Origin of the sequence: Phycicoccus sonneratiae, assembly GCF_016887965.1 — a bacterium.
GTDB classification, from domain to species: Bacteria; Actinomycetota; Actinomycetes; order Actinomycetales; family Dermatophilaceae; genus Phycicoccus; species Phycicoccus sonneratiae.
On record NZ_JAFDVD010000007.1, the window covers coordinates 183,660 to 202,509 of the forward strand.

At 75.1% G+C, this 18,850-nt stretch carries 15 protein-coding genes; 7 read left to right on the top strand and 8 right to left on the bottom strand.

Going from position 1 to position 18,850, the window contains the following annotated elements; genetic code table 11:
- Positions 1-2: 2 nt before the first annotated feature.
- The 3 genes from malQ to JQN70_RS19885 all read right to left on the bottom strand — a co-directional run bounded on the left by malQ (position 3) and on the right by JQN70_RS19885 (position 4,175).
- Entirely contained in the window at positions 3-2,132 is a 2,130-nt protein-coding gene (malQ, locus tag JQN70_RS06355) for a 4-alpha-glucanotransferase (protein ID WP_204130479.1), read from the bottom strand.
- 76 nt (positions 2,133-2,208) lie between these two features.
- Positions 2,209-3,858, bottom strand: coding sequence for a monocarboxylate uptake permease MctP (gene mctP / locus JQN70_RS06360; RefSeq protein ID WP_204130480.1), 1,650 nt, complete (start codon positions 3,856-3,858; stop codon positions 2,209-2,211).
- Entirely contained in the window at positions 3,855-4,175 is a 321-nt protein-coding gene (locus JQN70_RS19885) for a DUF3311 domain-containing protein (RefSeq protein ID WP_204130481.1), read from the bottom strand. Before JQN70_RS19885 ends, mctP begins: the two co-directional genes overlap by 4 nt.
- Before the next feature lie 159 nt (positions 4,176-4,334).
- On the opposite strand from JQN70_RS19885, the gene JQN70_RS06370 reads away from it, so the two are divergent.
- The 5 genes from JQN70_RS06370 to JQN70_RS06390 all read left to right on the top strand — a co-directional run bounded on the left by JQN70_RS06370 (position 4,335) and on the right by JQN70_RS06390 (position 8,403).
- On the top strand, positions 4,335-4,901 hold the full coding sequence (locus JQN70_RS06370) for a hypothetical protein (protein ID WP_204130482.1): 567 nt from the start codon (positions 4,335-4,337) through the stop codon (positions 4,899-4,901).
- Positions 4,898-5,656 carry a zinc metalloprotease gene (locus tag JQN70_RS20835; protein WP_204130483.1) on the top strand — a complete coding sequence of 253 codons (759 nt, stop codon included), beginning with the start codon at positions 4,898-4,900 and terminating at the stop codon, positions 5,654-5,656. The genes JQN70_RS06370 and JQN70_RS20835 overlap by 4 nt, the downstream gene beginning before the upstream one ends.
- Positions 5,657-5,672: 16 nt before the next feature.
- Positions 5,673-6,659, top strand: a complete 987-nt coding sequence (locus tag JQN70_RS06380; protein WP_204130484.1) for a HEAT repeat domain-containing protein — start codon at positions 5,673-5,675, stop codon at positions 6,657-6,659.
- Positions 6,660-6,714: 55 nt separating this feature from the next.
- The gene (locus JQN70_RS06385) at positions 6,715-7,518 is read left to right on the top strand and encodes a PIG-L family deacetylase (protein ID WP_204130485.1); all 804 of its coding nucleotides are present in this window, start codon (positions 6,715-6,717) and stop codon (positions 7,516-7,518) included.
- A gap of 72 nt (positions 7,519-7,590) precedes the next feature.
- Entirely contained in the window at positions 7,591-8,403 is an 813-nt protein-coding gene (locus JQN70_RS06390; protein ID WP_204130486.1) for an SGNH/GDSL hydrolase family protein, read from the top strand.
- A 43-nt stretch (positions 8,404-8,446) separates the two neighbouring features.
- On the opposite strand, the gene JQN70_RS06395 is transcribed toward JQN70_RS06390, so the two are convergent.
- Entirely contained in the window at positions 8,447-9,373 is a 927-nt protein-coding gene (locus JQN70_RS06395; RefSeq protein WP_204130487.1) for a universal stress protein, read from the bottom strand.
- A gap of 322 nt (positions 9,374-9,695) precedes the next feature.
- On the opposite strand from JQN70_RS06395, the gene JQN70_RS06400 reads away from it, so the two are divergent.
- Both JQN70_RS06400 and JQN70_RS19895 read left to right on the top strand, forming a co-directional pair.
- Positions 9,696-10,349 (top strand): response regulator transcription factor, encoded by a 654-nt coding sequence (locus tag JQN70_RS06400; RefSeq protein WP_204130488.1) that lies wholly within the window; start codon positions 9,696-9,698, stop codon positions 10,347-10,349.
- Complete coding sequence (locus JQN70_RS19895) at positions 10,321-11,421, top strand: sensor histidine kinase (RefSeq protein WP_204130489.1); 1,101 nt, start codon at positions 10,321-10,323, stop codon at positions 11,419-11,421. The genes JQN70_RS06400 and JQN70_RS19895 overlap by 29 nt, the downstream gene beginning before the upstream one ends.
- Here JQN70_RS19895 and JQN70_RS06410 read toward each other — a convergent pair.
- The 4 genes from JQN70_RS06410 to JQN70_RS06425 form a co-directional block, all read right to left on the bottom strand.
- Positions 11,411-13,399, bottom strand: coding sequence for a S8 family serine peptidase (locus tag JQN70_RS06410; protein WP_204130490.1), 1,989 nt, complete (start codon positions 13,397-13,399; stop codon positions 11,411-11,413). The genes JQN70_RS19895 and JQN70_RS06410 overlap by 11 nt on opposite strands.
- Entirely contained in the window at positions 13,396-15,264 is a 1,869-nt protein-coding gene (locus tag JQN70_RS06415; protein WP_204130491.1) for a copper resistance CopC family protein, read from the bottom strand. Before JQN70_RS06415 ends, JQN70_RS06410 begins: the two co-directional genes overlap by 4 nt.
- Complete coding sequence (locus JQN70_RS06420; protein ID WP_204130492.1) at positions 15,261-15,773, bottom strand: hypothetical protein; 513 nt, start codon at positions 15,771-15,773, stop codon at positions 15,261-15,263. Before JQN70_RS06420 ends, JQN70_RS06415 begins: the two co-directional genes overlap by 4 nt.
- A 62-nt stretch (positions 15,774-15,835) precedes the next feature.
- The gene (locus JQN70_RS06425; protein WP_204130493.1) at positions 15,836-18,844 is read right to left on the bottom strand and encodes a multicopper oxidase domain-containing protein; all 3,009 of its coding nucleotides are present in this window, start codon (positions 18,842-18,844) and stop codon (positions 15,836-15,838) included.
- Positions 18,845-18,850 lie beyond the last annotated feature (6 nt).

Sequence of the window (18,850 nt, forward strand, 5' to 3'; positions counted from 1 at the left end):
GGTCAGAGGCCGCGGAGGGCGTCGAAGAGGGGCTCGGCGAGCGGGGACTCGCGGATGTCGTCGAGGTCGACCGGCCGTCCGTCCGGGCCCGCGAGCGGCAGCCGCCAGTTGGGGTACTCCTCGTGGGTGCCGGGCTGGTTGATGGCCCGCCGGTCGCCGACGACGTCGGGCAGCGAGACCGCGAGCATCCGGCTCGGGGTCTGCGCGAGCCACCGGTGCAGCGCCACGACCGTGTCGTCGACGTCGGCGCCGGGCGCCAGCAGGCCGCGCGACTCCAGCGCGGCGCGCACCCGGCCGATCGCCGACTCCTCGACCGCGCGCTCCTCCTCGACCGGCCGGGTGAGCAGCCCGAGCCGCTCGCGCACCGCGACGTGCTCGAGCGTCAGGTAGCCGGCCGTCGGCGGCAGGTCGTGGACCGTGACCGAGGACAGGCACAGGTCGCGGTAGGACTCCGGCGGCCGCACGGTGTCGCCGTCCCACTCGAACCAGAGGATGGAGGTGCCGAGCAGTCCGCGCTCGGTGAGCACCTCGCGGACGTTGGGCGCCACGACCCCGAGGTCCTCGCCGATGACGACCGCCCCGGCGCGCTGGGCCTCGAGGACGAGGATGCCGAGCAGCGCCTCCTCGTCGTAGTACACGTACGTGCCGTCGGCGGGCGTGCCCCCGGTCGGGATCCACCACAGCCGGAACAGCCCGAGGATGTGGTCGACGCGGATGCCGCCGGAGTCGCGGAGCACGGTGCGCACCATGTCGCGGAACGGTGCGTACCCCAGCTCGGCGAGCCGGTCCGGGCGCCACGGCGGCTGGCTCCAGTTCTGCCCGAGCTGGTTGAACTGGTCCGGCGGCGCCCCGACCGTCACCCCGCGCGCCAGGGCGTCGCCGAGGCCCCACGCGTCGGCCCCGACCGGGTGCACCCCGACCGCGAGGTCGTGGACGATCCCGAGCGACATCCCGGCGGCGGTGGCCTCGCGCTGCACCCCGGCGAGCTGGTCCTCGAGGAGCCACTGCATCCAGCGGTGGAGGTCGACGTCGTCGGCGTGCTCGGCGGCGAAGGCCTCGACGCCGGGGCCGTCGGGGTCCTGCAGGTCCCCCGGCCACGCGGTGAACGGCAGCCCGTGGAGGTCGGCGATCGCGCACCACGTCGCGAAGCGCGCCAGCCCCTCCCCCTCGCGCTCGCAGTAGGCGGCGAAGGCCTGCGCCCGCGCGCCGGTGAGCCCCACGTCGTGCACGAGGCGCAGCGCCTCCCGCTTGAGCGCCCACGCGGCGTCGCGCTCGATGCGGTCGCCCGCGTCGAGCGCCCGACCGCGCGCGGCGAGGTCGGCCAGCCGCCGGCGCCCGGTGGCGTCCAGCGCGGCCACCTCGGGCACGTCCTCGACCCGCAGGTACAGCGGGTTGACGAAGCGCCGGGTCGTCGGCAGGTAGGGCGAGGCCTCGATCGGCGGCACGGGCTCGGCGGCGTGCAGCGGGTTGACGAGGACGAAGTCGGCGTCGTGCGCCGCGGCGGCCCACGTCGCGAGGTCGGCGAGGTCGCGCAGGTCGCCGACGCCCCAGGACCCCGGCGAGCGCACCTGGTACAGCTGGGCCATCAGCCCGACGACGCGCCGCGAGGCCACCGGCTCGGGCAGCTCGAGGCGCTCGGGGCAGACGACGAGGGTGCTCGTCAGCGTCGAGGGGTCGAGCGGTGCGGCGTCGACCTCGGCGACGAGCCGGTGCCAGCCCAGCGGCAGGTCGTCCGGGACCTCGAAGGCCGCCTCCCCCAGTGCCGTGCCGTCGACGACCCGGTCCGGCACCCAGCGGTCGAGCTGGGTGAGGGGACGGCGGCCGCCGTCCTCGAGCTCGGCGTGCAGCCTGACCCCGGAGCCCGCCGGCACGTGCACGAGCACCTCGCGGCGACGCCCGGCCCGCGCGACGACGGTGGCCTGGAGCGTCCGGCGCCACGGTGCGTCGGCGTGCTCGGCGATGGCCGCCTCGACCTGCGCGTCGTCGTCCGCCGCCACCCCGAGGGCCGCGAGGACCGACCGGATCGACGCCGCCGACACGGTCACGTGCCGGCCCAGCCAGTCCCAGTACTCCGTCGCGACCCCGTGGGCCAGGGCGAGCTCGGCGAGCCGGGGCGTCGGGGAGTCGGGCATGGCCCCATCCTGCCAACTGCCCGGGCGGGCACGGGCACCGGCTCGCGGCCGCGACCGTGCCCGCCCGGCACAGGGGTCAGGGGTTCGGCGCCTCCTGGTGGAGTGGCTGGAGGACCTTCTCGACGCGCGGGTCACCGGCGTCGGCGAAGTAGTCGCCGCGGATCGTCTCGTCGTCACCGTCGGGAGCCTTGGCGACCCGTAGCACGACCGTCCCGACGACGGCGACGAGCAGGTTGATGACGAACGCCGTCATCGCGATGTAGCCCATCTGCCCGATGACCGGGATGGTGTCGAGCGAGCCGCCGAAGTGGTTGATGCCGGCCCGCGGGTTCGCGACGCTCCACGCCTGCCACGTGCCGTAGACCATGCCGACCGCCCAGCCGGCCGTCAGCGCCCACCGGTGCAGCCAGCGCGTGTAGAGGCCGAGGACGACGGCGGGGAAGGTCTGGAGGATCCAGATGCCGCCGAGCAGCTGGAAGTTGATCGCGTTCTGCTTGTCGAGCGCGAGGACGAACACCAGGGCGAAGGCCTTGACGACGAGCGAGACGAGCTTGGAGACCTTGGCCTCCTGCTGCGGCGTCGCGTCGGGCTTCAGCCACTCCTTGTAGATGTTGCGCGTGAAGGTGTTCGCCGCCGCGATGGACATGATCGCCGCCGGCACGAGGGCACCGATCGCGATGGCCGCGAACGCGACTCCCGCGAACCACGACGGGAAGGAGTCCTCGAACAGCTGCGGGATGACGAGCTGCGCGTTCGGCTTGCCGTCGAGGCCGATCGGCTTCGTGCCGGCGGCGATGGCCACCCAGCCGAGGAGCGCCAGCAGGCCGAGGACGAAGGAGTACGCCGGCAGGATCGAGGCGTTGCGGCGGATCGTGTTCCGCGAGCTCGCCGACAGGCTGGCCGTGATCGAGTGCGGGTACATGAAGAGCGCGAGCGCCGAGCCGAGGCCCAGCGTCGCGTACGCCCACTGCGCCTGCGCACCGGGGATGAACGCGCCGGTCGGCTTGCCGTCCACCGGGTTCGGCTTCGCCATCTTCTGCTCGGCCGCGGAGAACACGGCGTCCCAGCCGCCGACCTTGCTCGGCAGGTAGACGATGGCCACGATGATCACGAGGTAGATCAGCGTGTCCTTGACGAAGGCGATGACCGCCGGCGCCCGCAGCCCGCTCGAGTACGTGTACGCCGCGAGCAGCGCGAAGGCGATGAAGAGCGGGAGGTCCTTGGCGATGATGTTGCTGCCGCCGCCGAGCCCGATGACCTCGAGCACCGCCTGGATGCCGACGAGCTGGAGCGCGATGTACGGCATCGTCGCGAGGAAGCCGGTGACCGCGACGGCCAACGACAGTCCGCGGGAACCGAACCGGCCCCGCACGAAGTCGGCGGTCGTCACGTAGCCGTGCCGGTGGCTGACCGACCAGAGCCGCGCCATGAACACGAAGATGATCGGGTAGAGGACGATCGTGTAGGGGACGGCGAAGAAGCCCGACACCGCGCCGGCGCCGAACATCGCCGCCGGGACGGCGACGAACGTGTACGCCGTGTAGAGGTCGCCACCGAGCAGGAACCACGTGATCCACGTGCCGAACGAGCGTCCGCCGAGGCCCCATTCGTCGAGCGACTCCATCGAGGTCGGCCGGCGCCAGCGGGTGGCCATGAAGCCCATGACCGTCACGAGGAGGAAGAGGACGACGAGGACGGCCAGCGCGGTGCCGTCGATGCCGCTCATGCCCGCTCCCCCGCCCGGTCGGCCCCGGCGTCGGTCATCGGCCGGTGCGGCCGCGCGAGAAGGACGATGCGGTACGCGGTGTACGTGAACGCCGAGCAGAGGAAGACCCAGAGGAACTGGTACCAGATGAAGAACGGGAAGCCCCAGAGCTTCGGCTCGACGCGGCTGTAGCTGCTCACCCAGAGCAGCGCGACGACCGGGATCGCGAGCAGCACGCCGGCGACGACGAGCAGGCCCGTCCGGGCGGGTGGGACGGTGTCGTGGTCGACCTCGTCGCGGCGTGGTCCGCCGGCGTCGGGCTGGTCGGTGGTGGTCACAGGAACCTCCTCGTTCCCCCGGGACGTCCGGCGGTCGCCGGGCCACCGGACACGGTAGGGACTCGACCGCCCCCTGTGGGGCTTGCGTGCGCCCGTGTATCAGCGCCGCCCCGCCGACCTCCTCCTCCGCGACCGACCGCACGAGGAGAGGCGAGGGCGATGACCGACATCAGGTTCGACGGCGACTGGATCCACCTGGAGGCGGCCGTCACGAAGGCGGCGAGCAACGACCTGATGCTCGACGCCCCGTGGCGCCGGAAGACCGACACCCCGTACCGGCGCGCGCTCGTCCACGACTTCGACGACGGGCTGACCCTCAACTGGGACCGCGACTACCCCGGCGGCGTGACGATCAACGACCTCAAGACCGTGCACGGCGCGACGAACGGCGACTGGCTCGTCGTCCGCTCCCGTGTCGTCCAGCAGTTCGGCACCGACCTCATGCTCGACGGCGGCACCGAGCGCCGCCGCACCACCGGCGTCCTCCGGCCAACCAAGCGCCGCAACCCCTACCGGCGCGCCCTCGTCCACGCCTGGGAGGACACGCTCGTCGTCAACTTCAACCGCGACTACGTCGGCGGCGTGACGATCGAGGGCCGGGTCAGCTGCCCCGGGTCGCTGAGCGTCGGCGGGCAGGACGTCGCGACGGTCATCGCCTCGCTCCAGAGCCAGGTCACCGCGCTGACCGCCCGCGTCACTGAGCTCGAGGGGCGGGTCGGGCCGTGACCGTCGCCTCCGTCCGGCAGGCGATGTCGTGCATGGGCCTCGGCGGCCAGGCGAACCTGTCGGTGATGCGCGAGGTGCTCGGGTTCTGGCGCGGCACGCCGCCCACCGACCCCGCGACGTCCACCCCCGTCACCGTCTCGCTGGGCCAGGCCTTCGACGGCCTCTCGCGCGGGCACGTCAACCTCAACCTCGTCGAGGTCGGCCTCGACCTGCTGTCCTCGACGGACATGGCGGCCGCCGACGACAAGGTCGACTACGCCGTGCACCGCACCCGACAGATCTACGCGACCCGCCAGCTCGGACTCGGTCGGGTGCAGTACTTCTGGATCACCGCGGCGGCGTCGAACGGCCGCGACGACCTCGGCAGCGAGTCCGAGGCCGACAGCCTGTCCGACGAGTGGAGCGTCGCCAACGACGGCGTCGACATGTTCATCGTCCGCAACATCAGCGACACCGACTTCGTCGGGATCTCGCCGGTGCCGGGCGACTGCGACAAGGGCGACAAGGACGACGGGCTCATCGGCGGGGAGATCAACCGCGACGCGGAAGGGTTCTCCCGCACCGTCGCCCACGAGCTCGGCCACTTCCTCGACCTGTCGCACAACCACGGGGAGGACTGCCCCACCGCCACGAGCGCCCGGGAGAACCTCATGGCCCAGACCCGGTGCGCGGTGAGCACCCGCACCTCGGTGCTGCTCACCACCTCCCAGGGCTCGACGATGCGCGGCCGCTGCCAGGTCCGCGGCGGCTGCTGAGGACGGAAGGACGACCATGCCCACCGACCACACCCCCCTCGACCACCGCTCCGACGCGGCCCTCGGCCGGCTGGCGCGCGCGACCCGGCCGGACGTCGCGAGCGAGAGCCTCGCCGTGCTCGCCCGCCGCGACGCGCCGACCCTCCCGGCCCTCGGCCGCGAGCTCGTCGTCGGCCACGCCGACGACCGGGTCCGCGCCCGCGCCGCCGTCGCCCTCGGGCGCATCCCCGGCCGGGCGACGCAGGAGGCGCTGGAGACCGCCCTGGCCACGGACAGCCCGGACGTGCTGCGCCGCGTCGTCGGGGCCCTCGGCCGGGTCGGCGACGCGAGCGCGCTCGCGTCCCTCGACCGGCTGCGGCTCGACCCCACCACGCCCGTCGGCCGCGACCTGCGGATGGCGCGGACGCTCCTGTCGTACCGGCACGGGCTCGAGGTCTCCCTCGTCGAGCCCGTCGACACGACGAAGTACTCCGCGGCCCGCGGACGCACCATCGACTGGGCCCGCGGCGGACGGATGCCCAAGCGCACCATCGTCGCCTCCGCCGAGCGCGAGCTGCCCGGCCTCGCGCTGAGCCAGGCCTCGGTTCACCCGTACGTGTGCTCGGGCCACCCCGGCGCGCTGGCCCTCGACGCCGGGCTGCGCGGACAGGCGCCGGACACGGTCCTCGGCGCCCCGCGGCTGCTCGGCGCGCTGCTGCGCGAGCGGGTCTGCTCCGAGCGCTACAGCCTCGACGCCTATCTCCTCGCCGACCAGCGCGACGGCGGTCGGGTGTGGCTGGTGCGGCCCGACGGCACCCTCGTGCACTCCGGCCGCACGAGCGTCGACGGACCGGTCGTCTCCTTCGTCGTCGACGAGTCGCGTGCGCCCTACGGCTCGCCGGTGCGGGTCACCGGCGGCTACGACACCGGGACCGGCCGGCTGACGGTCGACGAGGCGCTCGTGGCCTCCCCCTCGACCCACGCCGTGCGGGCGACCCCACCGGCGCTGCGCCCGGTCGGCTGACCCCACCCCTCGGCCGGCCGCCCCCGCTGTCGGGGGCGGTCGGCATGATGTGCGGGTGTCGACCATCGTCTTCCTCCACGCCCACCCCGACGACGAGGCCTCGCAGACCTCCGGCTCGATGGCCCGCGCCGTCGACGAGGGGCACCGCGTCGTCCTCGTCGTCTCGACCGGTGGCGAGCACGGCACCGCCCCCGACGACCTCGCGCCCGGCGAGACCCTCGTCCACCGGCGCCGCCGCGAGCTCGAGGCCTCGGCCCGGGCCATCGGGCTGCACCGGGTCGTGTGGCTCGGGTACTCCGACTCGGGGATGACCGGCTGGGAGCAGAACTCCCACGACGGCGCCTTCACCGCGGCCGACCTCGACGAGGCCGGGCGGCGCTTCGCCGACGTCCTCGACGAGGAGGACGCCGACGTCGCGGTCGGCTACGACTGGCACGGCGGCTACGGCCACCCCGACCACGTCCAGGTGCACCGGGTGCTGCACCGGGGGGCCGAGCTCGCGGCCCGGCGCCCCCGGGTCCTCGAGTCCACGATGAACCGCGACGCGATGCGCGAGATGTTCGAGGCCGCCCGGGCCGCGGGCATCGAGGAGGACTGGGACCCCGACGCCCCGATGGACGACGGCAACCCGATGGGCACGCCGGCCGCCGAGATCCACTGGCAGGTCGACGTCCGCGACCGGATCGAGCGCAAGCGGGCCGCCCTGGCCAGCCACGCCAGCCAGACGAGCGACGTCGGGATGATGCTCGCGATGCCTCCCGAGGTCTTCGCGTCGGTCTTCGGCTTCGAGCACTTCGTCGAGCCCGGCCGCGAGCCGGGGATGGTGCAGGGGTGGCCGTTCGCCCCGGTTGCGGGGTGATCCCCCGCGGGTGAGAGTGGGCCCACCCGGGGCGGCGCGCGTCGCCCGAGACGCCGCACGAAGGAGTGCCCGTTGTCCGCTCGCCCCCGCCTGAGGTCCCTCGCCGCCGCGGTCGCGGCCCTCCCCCTCGTGCTCGCCGCGACGCTCCTGCCGTCCGCGGCCGCCGCCGAACCGGACCAGTACGTCGCGCTCGGTGACTCCTACGCCGCCGGCAACGGCACCGGATGGCCGGACCTCAGCCTCTCCTGCTACCGCAGCAGCCTCGCCTACGCCCCGCTCGTCGCGAAGGCCCGCCCGAACACCACCCTGTCGTTCAAGGCCTGCTCCGGCGCGAAGACCGGCGACGTGACCGGCGGACAGACCGCGGCGCTGTCGTCGTCCACCGACTTCGTGACGATCAGCATCGGCGGCAACGACGTCGGCTTCGTCGACCTCATCCTGTCCTGCTTCAACAGCTGGGACGAGCTGCTGTGCCGCTCGACGGTCTCGAAGGTCGGCTCGCGCATCGACGCCGAGCTCCCGGCGAAGCTCGACGCCACGTACGCCGACATCCGCAGCCGCGCGCCGGGCGCGAAGGTCATGGTCGTCGGCTACCCGAAGCCCTTCGGGTCCTCCGTGTCGTGCGCCCAGGCCGGCGGGGTGAACAGCCGGGAGTCGGTGCTGCTCAACGACGTCGCCGCCCACCTCGACCGCGTCATCGCGGCCCGCGCGGGTGCGGCCGGCTTCACCTACCTCGACCCGGTGCCGTCCTTCACCGGCCACGACGTCTGCGCCGCCACCCCCTACGTCTGGGGCAAGAAGACCGGGCTGCTCGACATCTACCACCCGACCAAGGCCGGGTACCGCGACGGCTTCGCCCCGCTGGTGCGCGCCGCGATGGGCTGACCGGCCGCGGGTCCCGGCGGCCGGTCAGCGGGCCGGCCGCCGGTCAGTGGACGACGGCCACCGGCACCGGGGCCCGTTGTGCGACGGCCCGGCTCACGCTGCCCATGAGCAGCCCGGCGAAGCCGCCGTGGCCCCGGCGCCCGACGACGAGGAGGTCGGCGCCCTGCTCGCGGACGACGTCGAGCAGGACTGGCGCGGGGGCGCCGTGGCGCACGACGACCTCGACCGGCACCTCGGGACGGTCCGCCAGCGCGCCGGCGACGCTCGCCCGCACCCCCCCGGCGAGCCGGGTCTCGACTCGCGCCCACCGCTCCGTCCCGGGCTCGGCGACGACGACGCCGTCCTCGACCTCGACGGTCCACGCGGTGACGGCGGTGACCCGGCCGCCCACCGCGGCGGCCTCCCCGACCGCCACGGCGAGGGCGCGGGCCCCGGCGTCGCTGCCGTCGGCACCGACGACGACCCGGTGTGGTTCCACCGGCGGCAGCGACTCGGGCACGACGACCACCGTGCCGTGCCCGTGGGCCACGACCGCGAGCGCGGTGGACCCGAGGACCCACCGCTCGAGGCGGCCGTGGGTGGAGGCCCCGACCACGACCGTCGCCCGCTCCGAGAGTCCGACGAGGACGGCGGGCGGCGAGCCGAACGGCGCACGGACGGAGACCTCAAGACCCGGGTGCCGCTCGCGGAGCATCGCGGCCCGGGCCTCGAGCCGCTCGCGGGCGTTCGCCTCGAGCCGCTCCCCGAACCAGGGGGTCTCGGTCGCGAAGACCGCGTACGGGGTCGTCGTGATCCCCGGGTCGACGACGTGGACGAGGTCGAGGCGCACCCCCCACCGTGACGCGGCGGCCGCGGCCCAGGCGACGACGGAGTCCTCACGGGAGGAGCCGTCGAGCGCGGCGACGACCGGACGGTGACCGGTCCCCTCGGGGGGCCGGTCCGACTGCCTCGAGAGCACGTCCTCGGCCATGCCTCCACTGTGCTCCGCGGGGCGCCGTCGCGCCGTCTCGTGGGTCACACGCGGGGTGTGACCCACGACCCGTGGAGCGACCACGACGACCCCGTCGGGTCCCGTGGGACGACGGTGCAGGTTGGTCGCCGTGGTCGTCGACCCGGTCGCGACGGCCGGGACGCGCTCCCCCGGTGCCTCCCCTACCGTTGCGGGTCCGGCGCCGCCGCACCAGAGCGCGTCGAAAGAACTCAGGAAACCCTTACACGCGGCTCATCAGGCCGTTAACCTCCTGTCACGAACACGTCATGAGAGGCAGCAGGGGATGGCTGACATTCTCATCGTGGACGATGAAGCACGGCTCCGGACCCTCCTGGGCCGCACCCTCGTCGCCGCGGGTCACCGGCCGCTGATGGCAGCGGACGGCGCCGAGGCGTGCGCCGTGGTCCGCAGCCGACGCGTCGACCTCGTCCTCCTCGACCTCGTGATGCCGGGGATGGACGGCCTCACCGTCCTGCGCCAGATCCAGCGCCTCCCCGAGCCGCCGACGGTCATCGTGCTCTCCGGCGTCGGCGACGTCGGCACGCGGGTGCAGGCCATCGAGGAGGGCGCCACGGACTTCGTCGGCAAGCCCTTCGCCACCGCCGAGCTCCTCGCCCGCGTCAACCGCCACCTCGGGACGCCGCGCACGGTCAACGACGACGGCCGCTTCCTCGAGCACGGCGACCACCGCCTCGACACGCGGCGGCGCGCGCTCCACACACCGGAGGGCACGCGGATGCTCAGCGAGCGCGAGTCCGCGGTGCTCGCCTACCTGCTACGGCGCCGGGGTGACGTGTGCACCCGCGACGAGCTGCTCCGGGACATCTGGGGCTTCGAGTTCGACCCCGGCAGCAACGTCCTCGAGGTCTGCGTCGGACGCCTCCGCACGAAGATCCTCGACCCGACGATGATCGAGACCGTCCGTGGTGTCGGCTACTGCATCGCGGGCCCGTGACCCCGGCCTCGGCCGGGTGCTCTTCGGCACCTGGCTGGTCGCCCTCGTGGTCTGCTCGGCCGTGCTCCTCCTCGTGCCCCACCTCGAGCTCGTGGCGATCGAGATCGTCATCTTCGCGTTCGCGGTGCTCTACGGGTTCGGGTCCTGGCCGGTCGGCCGCACGGTCGTCACGGTCGTCGCCTTCGCGGCCTTCGCCGCCGCGGTGATGCTGCCCCGCGTCGTGCGCGGTGACCTGCCCCCGATCGAGCTCGTCGAGGTCGTGGCGCCCGTCGTGCTGGCGTCCGTCGTCATCTACCACGTCAGTCGCCGCGACGCCGCCATCGACCGGGCCTCCGAGCTCGCGGCCGCCGACCGGCGACGGGCGGTGGCCCGGGACCGGTTGGGGCGCATGACGTCCCACGAGCTGCGCACACCGCTGACCATCGCCCGCGGCTACGTCGACCACCTCGCCGCGAGCGAGGACGACCCCGCGCGCCACGAGGACCTCACGACGGTGCGCGAGGAGCTCGACCAGCTGACCCGGGTGGCCGAGCGGCTCGTGCGCGCGGTGTCGCTCGACCTGGGGGCGCCGGACCGGCCGTCCGACACCGCGGACCTCCTCGAGGAGGTCCGGCGTCGCTGGGCCGTGGTCACCGACCGCGACATCGTCGTCGAGGCCACCGCCCACTCCGTGCCCGTCAACGCGGACCGCCTGCGGGCGGCCATCGACACCCTCGTCGAGAACTCGATCCGCTACACGTCCGCCGGCGACCGCATCCGCCTCTTCAGCGAGCGCGTCGGCGAGCGCGTCGAGGTGGGGGTCGCCGACTCCGGCCCGGGCCTGTCCGACGAGCTCGTGCAGCGGGTCAACACCCCCACGGACGCCCCGGACGCCGACGAGTGGGACGCCATCGACCTGTCGACGCAGCTGCGAGACGCCTACTCGCAGACCGGTTTCGGGCTGCGCATCGTCGCCGGGATCGCCCGGTCGGCGGGCGGTCGCCTCGTCGCCGGCCGGTCCGAGGAGGGCGGCTCGCGGATGGCCGTGTCGGTCCCCGTCGCCGGCGAGGGGAGCCAGCCGGTCAGCGCGTGACGGTCACGACGACCCACGTGCTGCGCACGACGCGGCCGACCCGTCCGGTCACGAGCACCGGCGTCCGGCCGAGCGCCGCCGAGGGTCCGGCTCGGACGGTGAGGGTCACCGACCCGGGGGCCGTCACCGACCGCGCGTCGAGCGAGGTGCCCACGCCGCGCGCCAGGACCAGCGACCCGACCGCGACCGGCCCCGTCCAGCCTCGCAGCCCGCGCACCGACACCGGCACCATCGCCGACGCGCCGCGCCGCACGCTCACCCCCGGGGCCGCCGGGCTGAGCGTGAAGTCGACCACCGGCCGGACGACGAGCTCGAGGGTGGCCGTGGCCGTGTGCCCGGCGGCGGTCCCGGTGACGGTGAGCGGCACCGTCGTGGCGACGGCCGTCCGGGACGCGGTCAGCGTGAGCGTGGCGGTCGGGCTCGCGGGCGTGAGCGTCGACGGGGACGCGGTGGCCGTCACGCCCGACGGGAGGCCGGCGACCGCCAGGCCGACCGGGCCGTCGTAGCCCGGCTCCGGCACGAGCCGCACCTCGGCGCTCACCGTCTGCCCCGCCGCGACGGTGACCGAGGCGGGGGCCGCGGTCAGCGCGAAGCCGGGGTCGGCGGGCGGGGTGGCCTCGAGCAGTGCCTCAGCGGCGGCGACGTCGAGGCGTCCGTGCCCGAAGACGTCGTCGGGTCCGGCGGCGCCGAGGTCGACCGCCCCGCCGGTGAGGGCCGCGACGAGCGGGTCGACGGCGGTGCCCCGGCGGCCCTGGAGGAGCAGGGCCAGCGCGCCGGCCACGTGGGGTGTGGCGATCGAGGTGCCGGAGACGACCTGGTACCCGCCCCACCGGTCGGCGGCGAGGACCGAGACCCCGGGGGCGACGAGGTCGGGCAGCACCCGGCCGCGCCCGCCGCAGGTCGAGGGCCCGGCGCTCGAGGAGGGCCAGAGCCGGTCGGAGGAGTCGACCGCGCCGACCGAGAGGACCTCGGGGTAGTTGCCGGGGCTGACCGACGTCGCCGGGCCCGGGCCGAAGTTGCCCGCGGCGGCGACGGTGAGCGTCCCCGCGGCGCGCAGGGCGGCGACGTCGGGCTGGAACTCGAGGTCGCACCCGGGGCCGGTGCCGAGCGACCAGGACAGGTTGACGACGTCCGGGCCGTCGTCGGTCGCGGGGTCGTGGTCGGGGTCGAGGGCCCACTGGAACGCCTGGTGGATGGCCGAGGTGCTCGAGGCGCCCCGGTCGTCGAAGACCCGCGCGGCGATCCACCGGGCCCCCGGGGCCATGCCGTAGGACGTGCCGGCGTCGTGGTCGCCGACGACGACGCCGAGCGTCGCGGTGCCGTGCCCGGACAGGTCGACGGGGGCGTCGGGGTGCTGGCCGTAGGGGTCGAACCAGCTGTTGGTGCCGCCCCGCCACGAGGCGGCGAGGTCGGGGTTGCTCGGGTCGGCCCCGCTGTCGAGGGTCGCGACGACGACGCCGGTCCCGGTGCGCCCGCCCGCCCAGAGGGTCGGCGCACCGGTGGTCGACACGTTCCCCTCGGCCGCGACGTCGGCCGCCAGCACCGTCACGGCGTCCGGCTCCACCGAGGCCACGTCCGGCCGGCTCGCGAGCTCGCGGACGACGTCCGGCGTGGCCGACACCGCGACGGCGTCGGTGACCCACAGCGAGGTCGCCGGACCGGTCCGGCCCTCGGCCTGCAGCCGGGCCAGCCGGGCGAGCAGCGCGGACTGGCTCGAGCCGGCGTGGGCCCGCAGCGACCGGACGAGCGCGGCCCGGCGGGCCCGCCGGCTCCCGGTCGTCGGGGCGTCCGGCGCCCGGCCGCGCAGGTGCACGACCACCGGCACCGGGGCCTCGGGGTCCACCCCGGCGAGCATCCGCTCGACACCCGGGTCGCCCGCCGTCGCCGCGGCGGTGGGCGGGGCGAGCAGGGCCCCGAGCCCGAGGATCGCGCACGTCACGAGGCCGCAGAGCCGCTGCCGCCCGCGTGCGGTCGTCATCGGCCGACCTCCTCGAGCACGCGCTCGCCGGGCGTCGGCAGGGGCAGCTCCGTCGGCGCCCCGGGCCGCCGTCGGCGGCGCGCGACGACGACGGCCGTCCCGGCGACGAGGAGGAGGGCGAGCGCGACGCCGGTGGCGGCTGTCCCGAAGGTCGACGCGGGCGGCGCACTGCTCCACGGGGTGAGGACGACGGTCGTGCGGGCCCCGGCGCGCCGGAGGAAGACCTCGGTCGTCCAGTCCGTCGTGGCGGGCGCCCGGAGCTGGCCCTCCCAGCGTCCGGGCTCGACGGCGGTGAGGACCAGCCGGTCCTCGGGACGGCTGGCCGGCGCGGTGACCGTGCCCTCGGTGAGCCCGATCTCGACGCCGGTGACGGGGGTGCCGAGCGGTCGGACGACGGCCTGGGCGCGCACGAGCACCCGGAGGTCGCGGCCCGTCGGCACGGACTCGACGGTGACGAACAGGCCGTCCGCGCGGTCGCTCTGGGGGGCGCTGGCCGAGGCCGCCGCGCTCACCTCGCGGGCCGTTGGGACCGAGGTCATCACCGCGGCGAGCACCACCGCGAGCGCGAGGACGAGGGCCTCGACGAGGGCGGTCGTCCGCAGCGCGTGCCGGGCCGGACGCCAGCCGCGACCGAGGAGGGCGACCCGGCCGACGCGCTCGGCGACCCGCTCGTTGACGAGCACGGTGTTGTACGCCGCGAGGCAGAGGGCGACGCCCACGACCACGACCTTCGCGAGGACGGCCGGTCCGTAGACCCCCCGGAGCAGGCCGTTGGCGGCCTCGACGTGCACCCCGGCCTCGTACGTCCCGGAGGCGACGAGCACGAGGGACGAGAGGGCGGCGAGCGGGCTGTAGGCGCGCCACGCCGCCATCGCGGGGGCGCCGCGGTCGCCCCGGTCGAGGGCGGCGAGCGGTCGGAGGACGAGCGCGAGCACGAGGAGCCCGCCGGCCCACGCCCCGGCGGCGAGCACGTGCGCCGTCGCGGCCGCCCAGGCCGGCCCCCGCCCCGAGGGGAGGGCCGACGCGTGCCCGGCCCAGGCATCGAGGGCCACCCCGACGACGAGCGCGGCTCCGGCCACGGCCCGGCGTCGACCCACCCGGGAACGGCTGAGCCACAGGGCCGTCACGGCGACGACGAGGACCGCCACCCGGACGAGCCACAGCCGGCCCCACGTGCTCGCGAGGACGATGTCGCCGAGGGCGGCGCGCCAGGCGCCGGCGCCCGCGTCCGGGCCGAGCTGGGAGGCGGTCATGACGACCGGTGTCGCCAGCGAGGAGGCGAGCGCGAGAGCGAGGCCGACCAGCCCGGCCGTGGTCGTCCGTCGCCGCGTGACGGGGGCGAGGGCGCCGAGGGCGGGCACGACACGCCAGAGGGCCAGGAGCGCACCGAGCGCGAGCAGCGTGCCGCCGAGGTCGGCGGTGCGGAGCAGGACCGGCCACGGGGCCGGGAGGGCGGCGCCGTCGCTCGGCAGCCCGTCCGGCCGGAAGCCGCTGCCGAAGAGGACCTCGCCGCGGGTGGGGTGCCCGTCGGTGGCCACCGTGGCCCAGGTGAGCGTGTAGGTCCCGCGCTCGAGGGGTGGCACCGTGAGGTGGACGACCCGTCCGTCACCGTCGACCCGGACCTGCACCGGCACGGGGGTGGCGGCGCTCCCGCCGCGCAGGTCGAAGGAGCTGACGGCCGGCGTGATGGCCTCGCCGTACCAGAGGGTCAAGGTGGTGCGCCCGGTCGCGACCATGCCGCCGTTCGGCGGGTCGGAGCGCAGGAGGGTCGCGTGGGCCGAGGCCGCCGACGCGCCGACGAGGACGAGGAGCGCCGCGACGAGCAGCGCCCGCACGACCCGGGCGACCGGCGACCCCACGGTCACGCCTGGGCCGTGACGTGCTCGAGCCGCACGTCCCCGACGACGACGGTGACCTTCGTCCCGTCGCGGATCGCGTTGCGGGTGTTGGCCATGATGAAGAAGTAGGTGCCGCCGAGGTTCAGCTCGGCCTTGTGGTTGTGCGGCCGCGAGAGCATCGCGAGGGTCTGGCCGGAGTCCTCGGCGACGAGGACCGGTCGCTTGTCCGGCTGGTGCAGCAGCAGGCTGGCCTTGTCCGGGTCGACCACCTGGTAGCGGAACTCGATCATCCCGCCGCCGCCGGTGACCCCGAGGAGGGTCAGCTTGACCCCGGTGCGGGCCGCGAACTGCTGGGCGGTCACCGCCTCGGTCCCGGACCGCACGTCGTCCGCGCGAACCATCGCCGCCCGCACCCCGAGGGTCGCGGCGAGGGCGAGCACCGCGAGGACCGCGACGAACAGCAGCCGTCGCCGGCCTCGGGCCCCGACGGCGCGCGGCGTCGGCCGGACGGGTGCGGTGAGGGTCCCCGTGGTCATGGTGCGTCCTCTCTGGGTCGGGGCACCGGCCGGGATGGTCCACGGCCGGTGCCCCGGGTCGGTCAGGGCAGGGAGAAGGCGTCGACGTCGCCGTTCGCCGCCCCGAGTCCGTGGGTGGATCCGTCGAAGTAGGTGCTCCACGTCCCGTTGGTGCGCCGGACGACGTCCTCGTCGGCGACGTTGGCGAGCCCCGGGAGGTTCGTCGTCGTGGCCGCCAGCGAGAAGGCCCAGTCGTTGGCCCCGAGCCACACGAAGCCGTCGACGTTCGCGGCGGCGGGGATGCCGCTCGCCGCGGCCGCGATGGCCATCGTGTACGTGTTCGCCGTGCCACCGGCCCACCGGTAGATCGCCGAGGACGAGGGGAAGCCGACGACACCGGTCGGCCGGGTCGCGTCGGCGAGCGAGAAGTAGACGGCGTTCCCGACGACGCTGAACGCGTCGACGTTCGTGGTCGCCGTCCCGAGCCCGCGGTCGCTGCCGTCGAGGAACTTCGCCCACGCCGTGCCCGTCCACCGGATGACGTCGCGCGGCTGGACCTGGCCCAGCCCCGGGACGGTCACCGTGTTCGAGAACGACACGTAGAGCTGTGAACCGGTGCCGCGGGCGAAGCCGTCGACGTTGCCCGCGGCCGGCACGTTGTACGGCGCGGCGTTGAGGGCGTAGCCCCGGGAGGCGGCCGTGCCGCTCCACCGGTAGACGTCCGTCGTCCGGGCGGTGCCCGTGACCCCGGTGGGGTTGAGCGCCCCGAGGGTCGAGAACCACAGCGGCCGGGTCACCGTGAGGGTCGCCGTCGCCGTCCGGACGTTGCCGGCCGCGTCCCGGGCCCGGACGACGACGCGGTTCGCGCCCTCGGGGAGGGTCCGGGTGTCGACGCCGGCGGAGAACGTCCCGGTGGCCGACGGCACCACGGCGGTGCCCCGGCCGACACCCGGGTCGGTGCCGACGAAGTACTCGACCGACACGGGGCCGGACGGGTCGGTCCCGACCGTCCCGGACAGCGTCGCCTGGAGGGCGCCGGCGGTCGGGTTCGGGGTGAGGGCCAGGGCCCCGAGGGTGGGTGCGGTCTTGTCGATGACGAGCTGCACCGACACCGCCGTCCCCCAGTTGCCGGCGGCGTCGCGACCGCGGACCCAGATGGTGTGCGAGCCCTCGGACATCAGCCGCACGGTCGCGAGCGGGATGTCGAGGTAGACGGCCTCGGTCGGGGTGGTGAACGCACCGTCGGAGGACTCGACGGGCACACCCGTCCCCGCAGCCCCGGCGGCCGCCGTGTCGACGAAGGCCTCGGCCTTGGTCACCGGGCTCTGGGCCGTCCCGAACGGGCCGCCAGAGGTCCCGGACGCGGGGTCGCCGACCGTCGCCGTCACGCGCACCGCGGACGAGGAGGCGTTGACCGGCAGCGTGCCGTTGTTCGGTGACGGGTCGACGGAGACGTCGCTCGTCGTCGGTCCCGTGCGGTCCACGACGAGGATCGACTCGGTCGTCGGACCCCAGTTGCCGGACTCGTCCTGCGTCGCGACGAGGACCGTGTGCTGACCCTCGGGCAACGCGGCCACCGTCGCGGCCGGGATCGTCCCGGTCAGCGAGGCCACCGGACCGTCGGTCTCGAGCGTCATCGCCGTCGTCGCTGCGTCGGGGGCGTCGAGCGACCAGCGCCCGCCGGTGATGGCGCCGTTGCCGGACGCCGAGTCGTCGCCGGTCGCACCGATGACGACCGGTGCCGAGCCGTTGGACCGGTCGGGGGTCAGCGAGACGCCGGTGGTCGTCGGACCGACGACGTCGTTGCCGACGACGAGCACCGAGCTCCACGGGCCCCAGGCGCCGTTGGCGTCACGGCCGCGCACGTAGAGGACGTGCTGGCCGGAGACGATGTCGGCCGGCCCGGTGACCTCGACGCTCGGGGTGCCGAAGGTACCGGTCATCGCGACCGGGGTCGCCCCGATCGAGTCGAGCCGCAGCTCGGCCTCGGTGACGGCCGCCCCGCCGGTGGCGGCGTCGCTGACCGTCGCCGTGACGGTGCCGGCGTCCTTGTCCCAGGTGACGCCGGTCGTCGCCGGGCCCGAGTCGTCCGTGGGCGACCCCGCGCCCGCGACGTCGATGAAGGTGAGCATCCCGCCCGCCCCGGCGGCGTTCGTGTTGTGCAGCGACAGGGAGGCGTCGTACACGGCCAGCCGCCGGTCGGTGGTCGTCGTCGGCGCGCCGACGATGACGTCCTCGGTCTGGCCCGGGCCCACCGTGTCGGCGACGAGCCGCCGGGAGAGGTCGGCCGCGCCGTTGGCGAGCCGGTTGCCGTCGAGGCCCACGACGCGCTGGTCGGCGCCGAGGACGGCCATCGAGCGGTACGAGGTGCCGGCGTTGACCCAGCGCAGGAGGACGTCGTCGCCGGAGGACGCGGCGACGTGCGCGGCCGCCGGGTGGACCTTGCCGTTGACGAGCGTCCAGCGCGGCGCGTACGTGCGCATGTCGAACGCGGCGGGGTTCGAGGACCCGTTGAGCAGCGGGTCGATCTCGCCGAGGACGAGCACGCCCTCGGCGTCGTACGTCGTCGAGGCGTCGTACGCCTGCCCGGCGGTCGCGGGGTGGACGACGAGGGCGCCGTAGAGGCCCATCGCGACCTGGTGCTGGTGGTTCGGCGTGAGTCCCGCCTCGTAGAGGTAGGTGCCCGGCCGTCCCGCGGTGAAGGTGTAGCTCGTCGTCCCTCCGCCGGGTGCGCCGACCGTGTCGGGCACGATCGCCTGGCCACCGAGCTGGAGCGAGGTCGCCTCGCCGAGGGTGTTGTGGAGGGTGATCGTCACCTCGTCGCCCGCGGTGACCGACAGCACCGGTCCCCCGGGGGCGTCGACGCCCCCGCAGGCGGTGCCGGCGTCGGCGCGGCGGCAGAAGCCCCACACCGGGACGGACGTCGTCGTGCCGCCCTTCGCGGGGAGCGTCGTCGTCCCCTGCGTGGCGTCGAGGTGGATGTCCACGGTGTCGGCGCTGGCCGACCCGGCCGGCCCGAGGAGCAGGCCGAGGACGGTGAGGGCCCCACCGGCGAGCGTCGTGAGGACGGCTGTGCGCACGTGCTTCGTCATCGTCGT

What these genes read in the sequence shown, in the direction of transcription:
- JQN70_RS06370 (WP_204130482.1), top strand. Translation starts at nt 4,335, where the DNA reads ATGACCGACATCAGGTTCGACGGCGACTGGATCCACCTGGAGGCGGCC.
- JQN70_RS06410 (WP_204130490.1), bottom strand. Translation starts at nt 13,399, where the DNA reads ATGACGACCGCACGCGGGCGGCAGCGGCTCTGCGGCCTCGTGACGTGC.
- JQN70_RS06380 (WP_204130484.1), top strand. Translation starts at nt 5,673, where the DNA reads ATGCCCACCGACCACACCCCCCTCGACCACCGCTCCGACGCGGCCCTC.
- malQ (WP_204130479.1), bottom strand. Translation starts at nt 2,132, where the DNA reads ATGCCCGACTCCCCGACGCCCCGGCTCGCCGAGCTCGCCCTGGCCCAC.
- mctP (WP_204130480.1), bottom strand. Translation starts at nt 3,858, where the DNA reads ATGAGCGGCATCGACGGCACCGCGCTGGCCGTCCTCGTCGTCCTCTTC.
- JQN70_RS06395 (WP_204130487.1), bottom strand. Translation starts at nt 9,373, where the DNA reads ATGGCCGAGGACGTGCTCTCGAGGCAGTCGGACCGGCCCCCCGAGGGG.
- JQN70_RS06425 (WP_204130493.1), bottom strand. Translation starts at nt 18,844, where the DNA reads ATGACGAAGCACGTGCGCACAGCCGTCCTCACGACGCTCGCCGGTGGG.
- JQN70_RS06420 (WP_204130492.1), bottom strand. Translation starts at nt 15,773, where the DNA reads ATGACCACGGGGACCCTCACCGCACCCGTCCGGCCGACGCCGCGCGCC.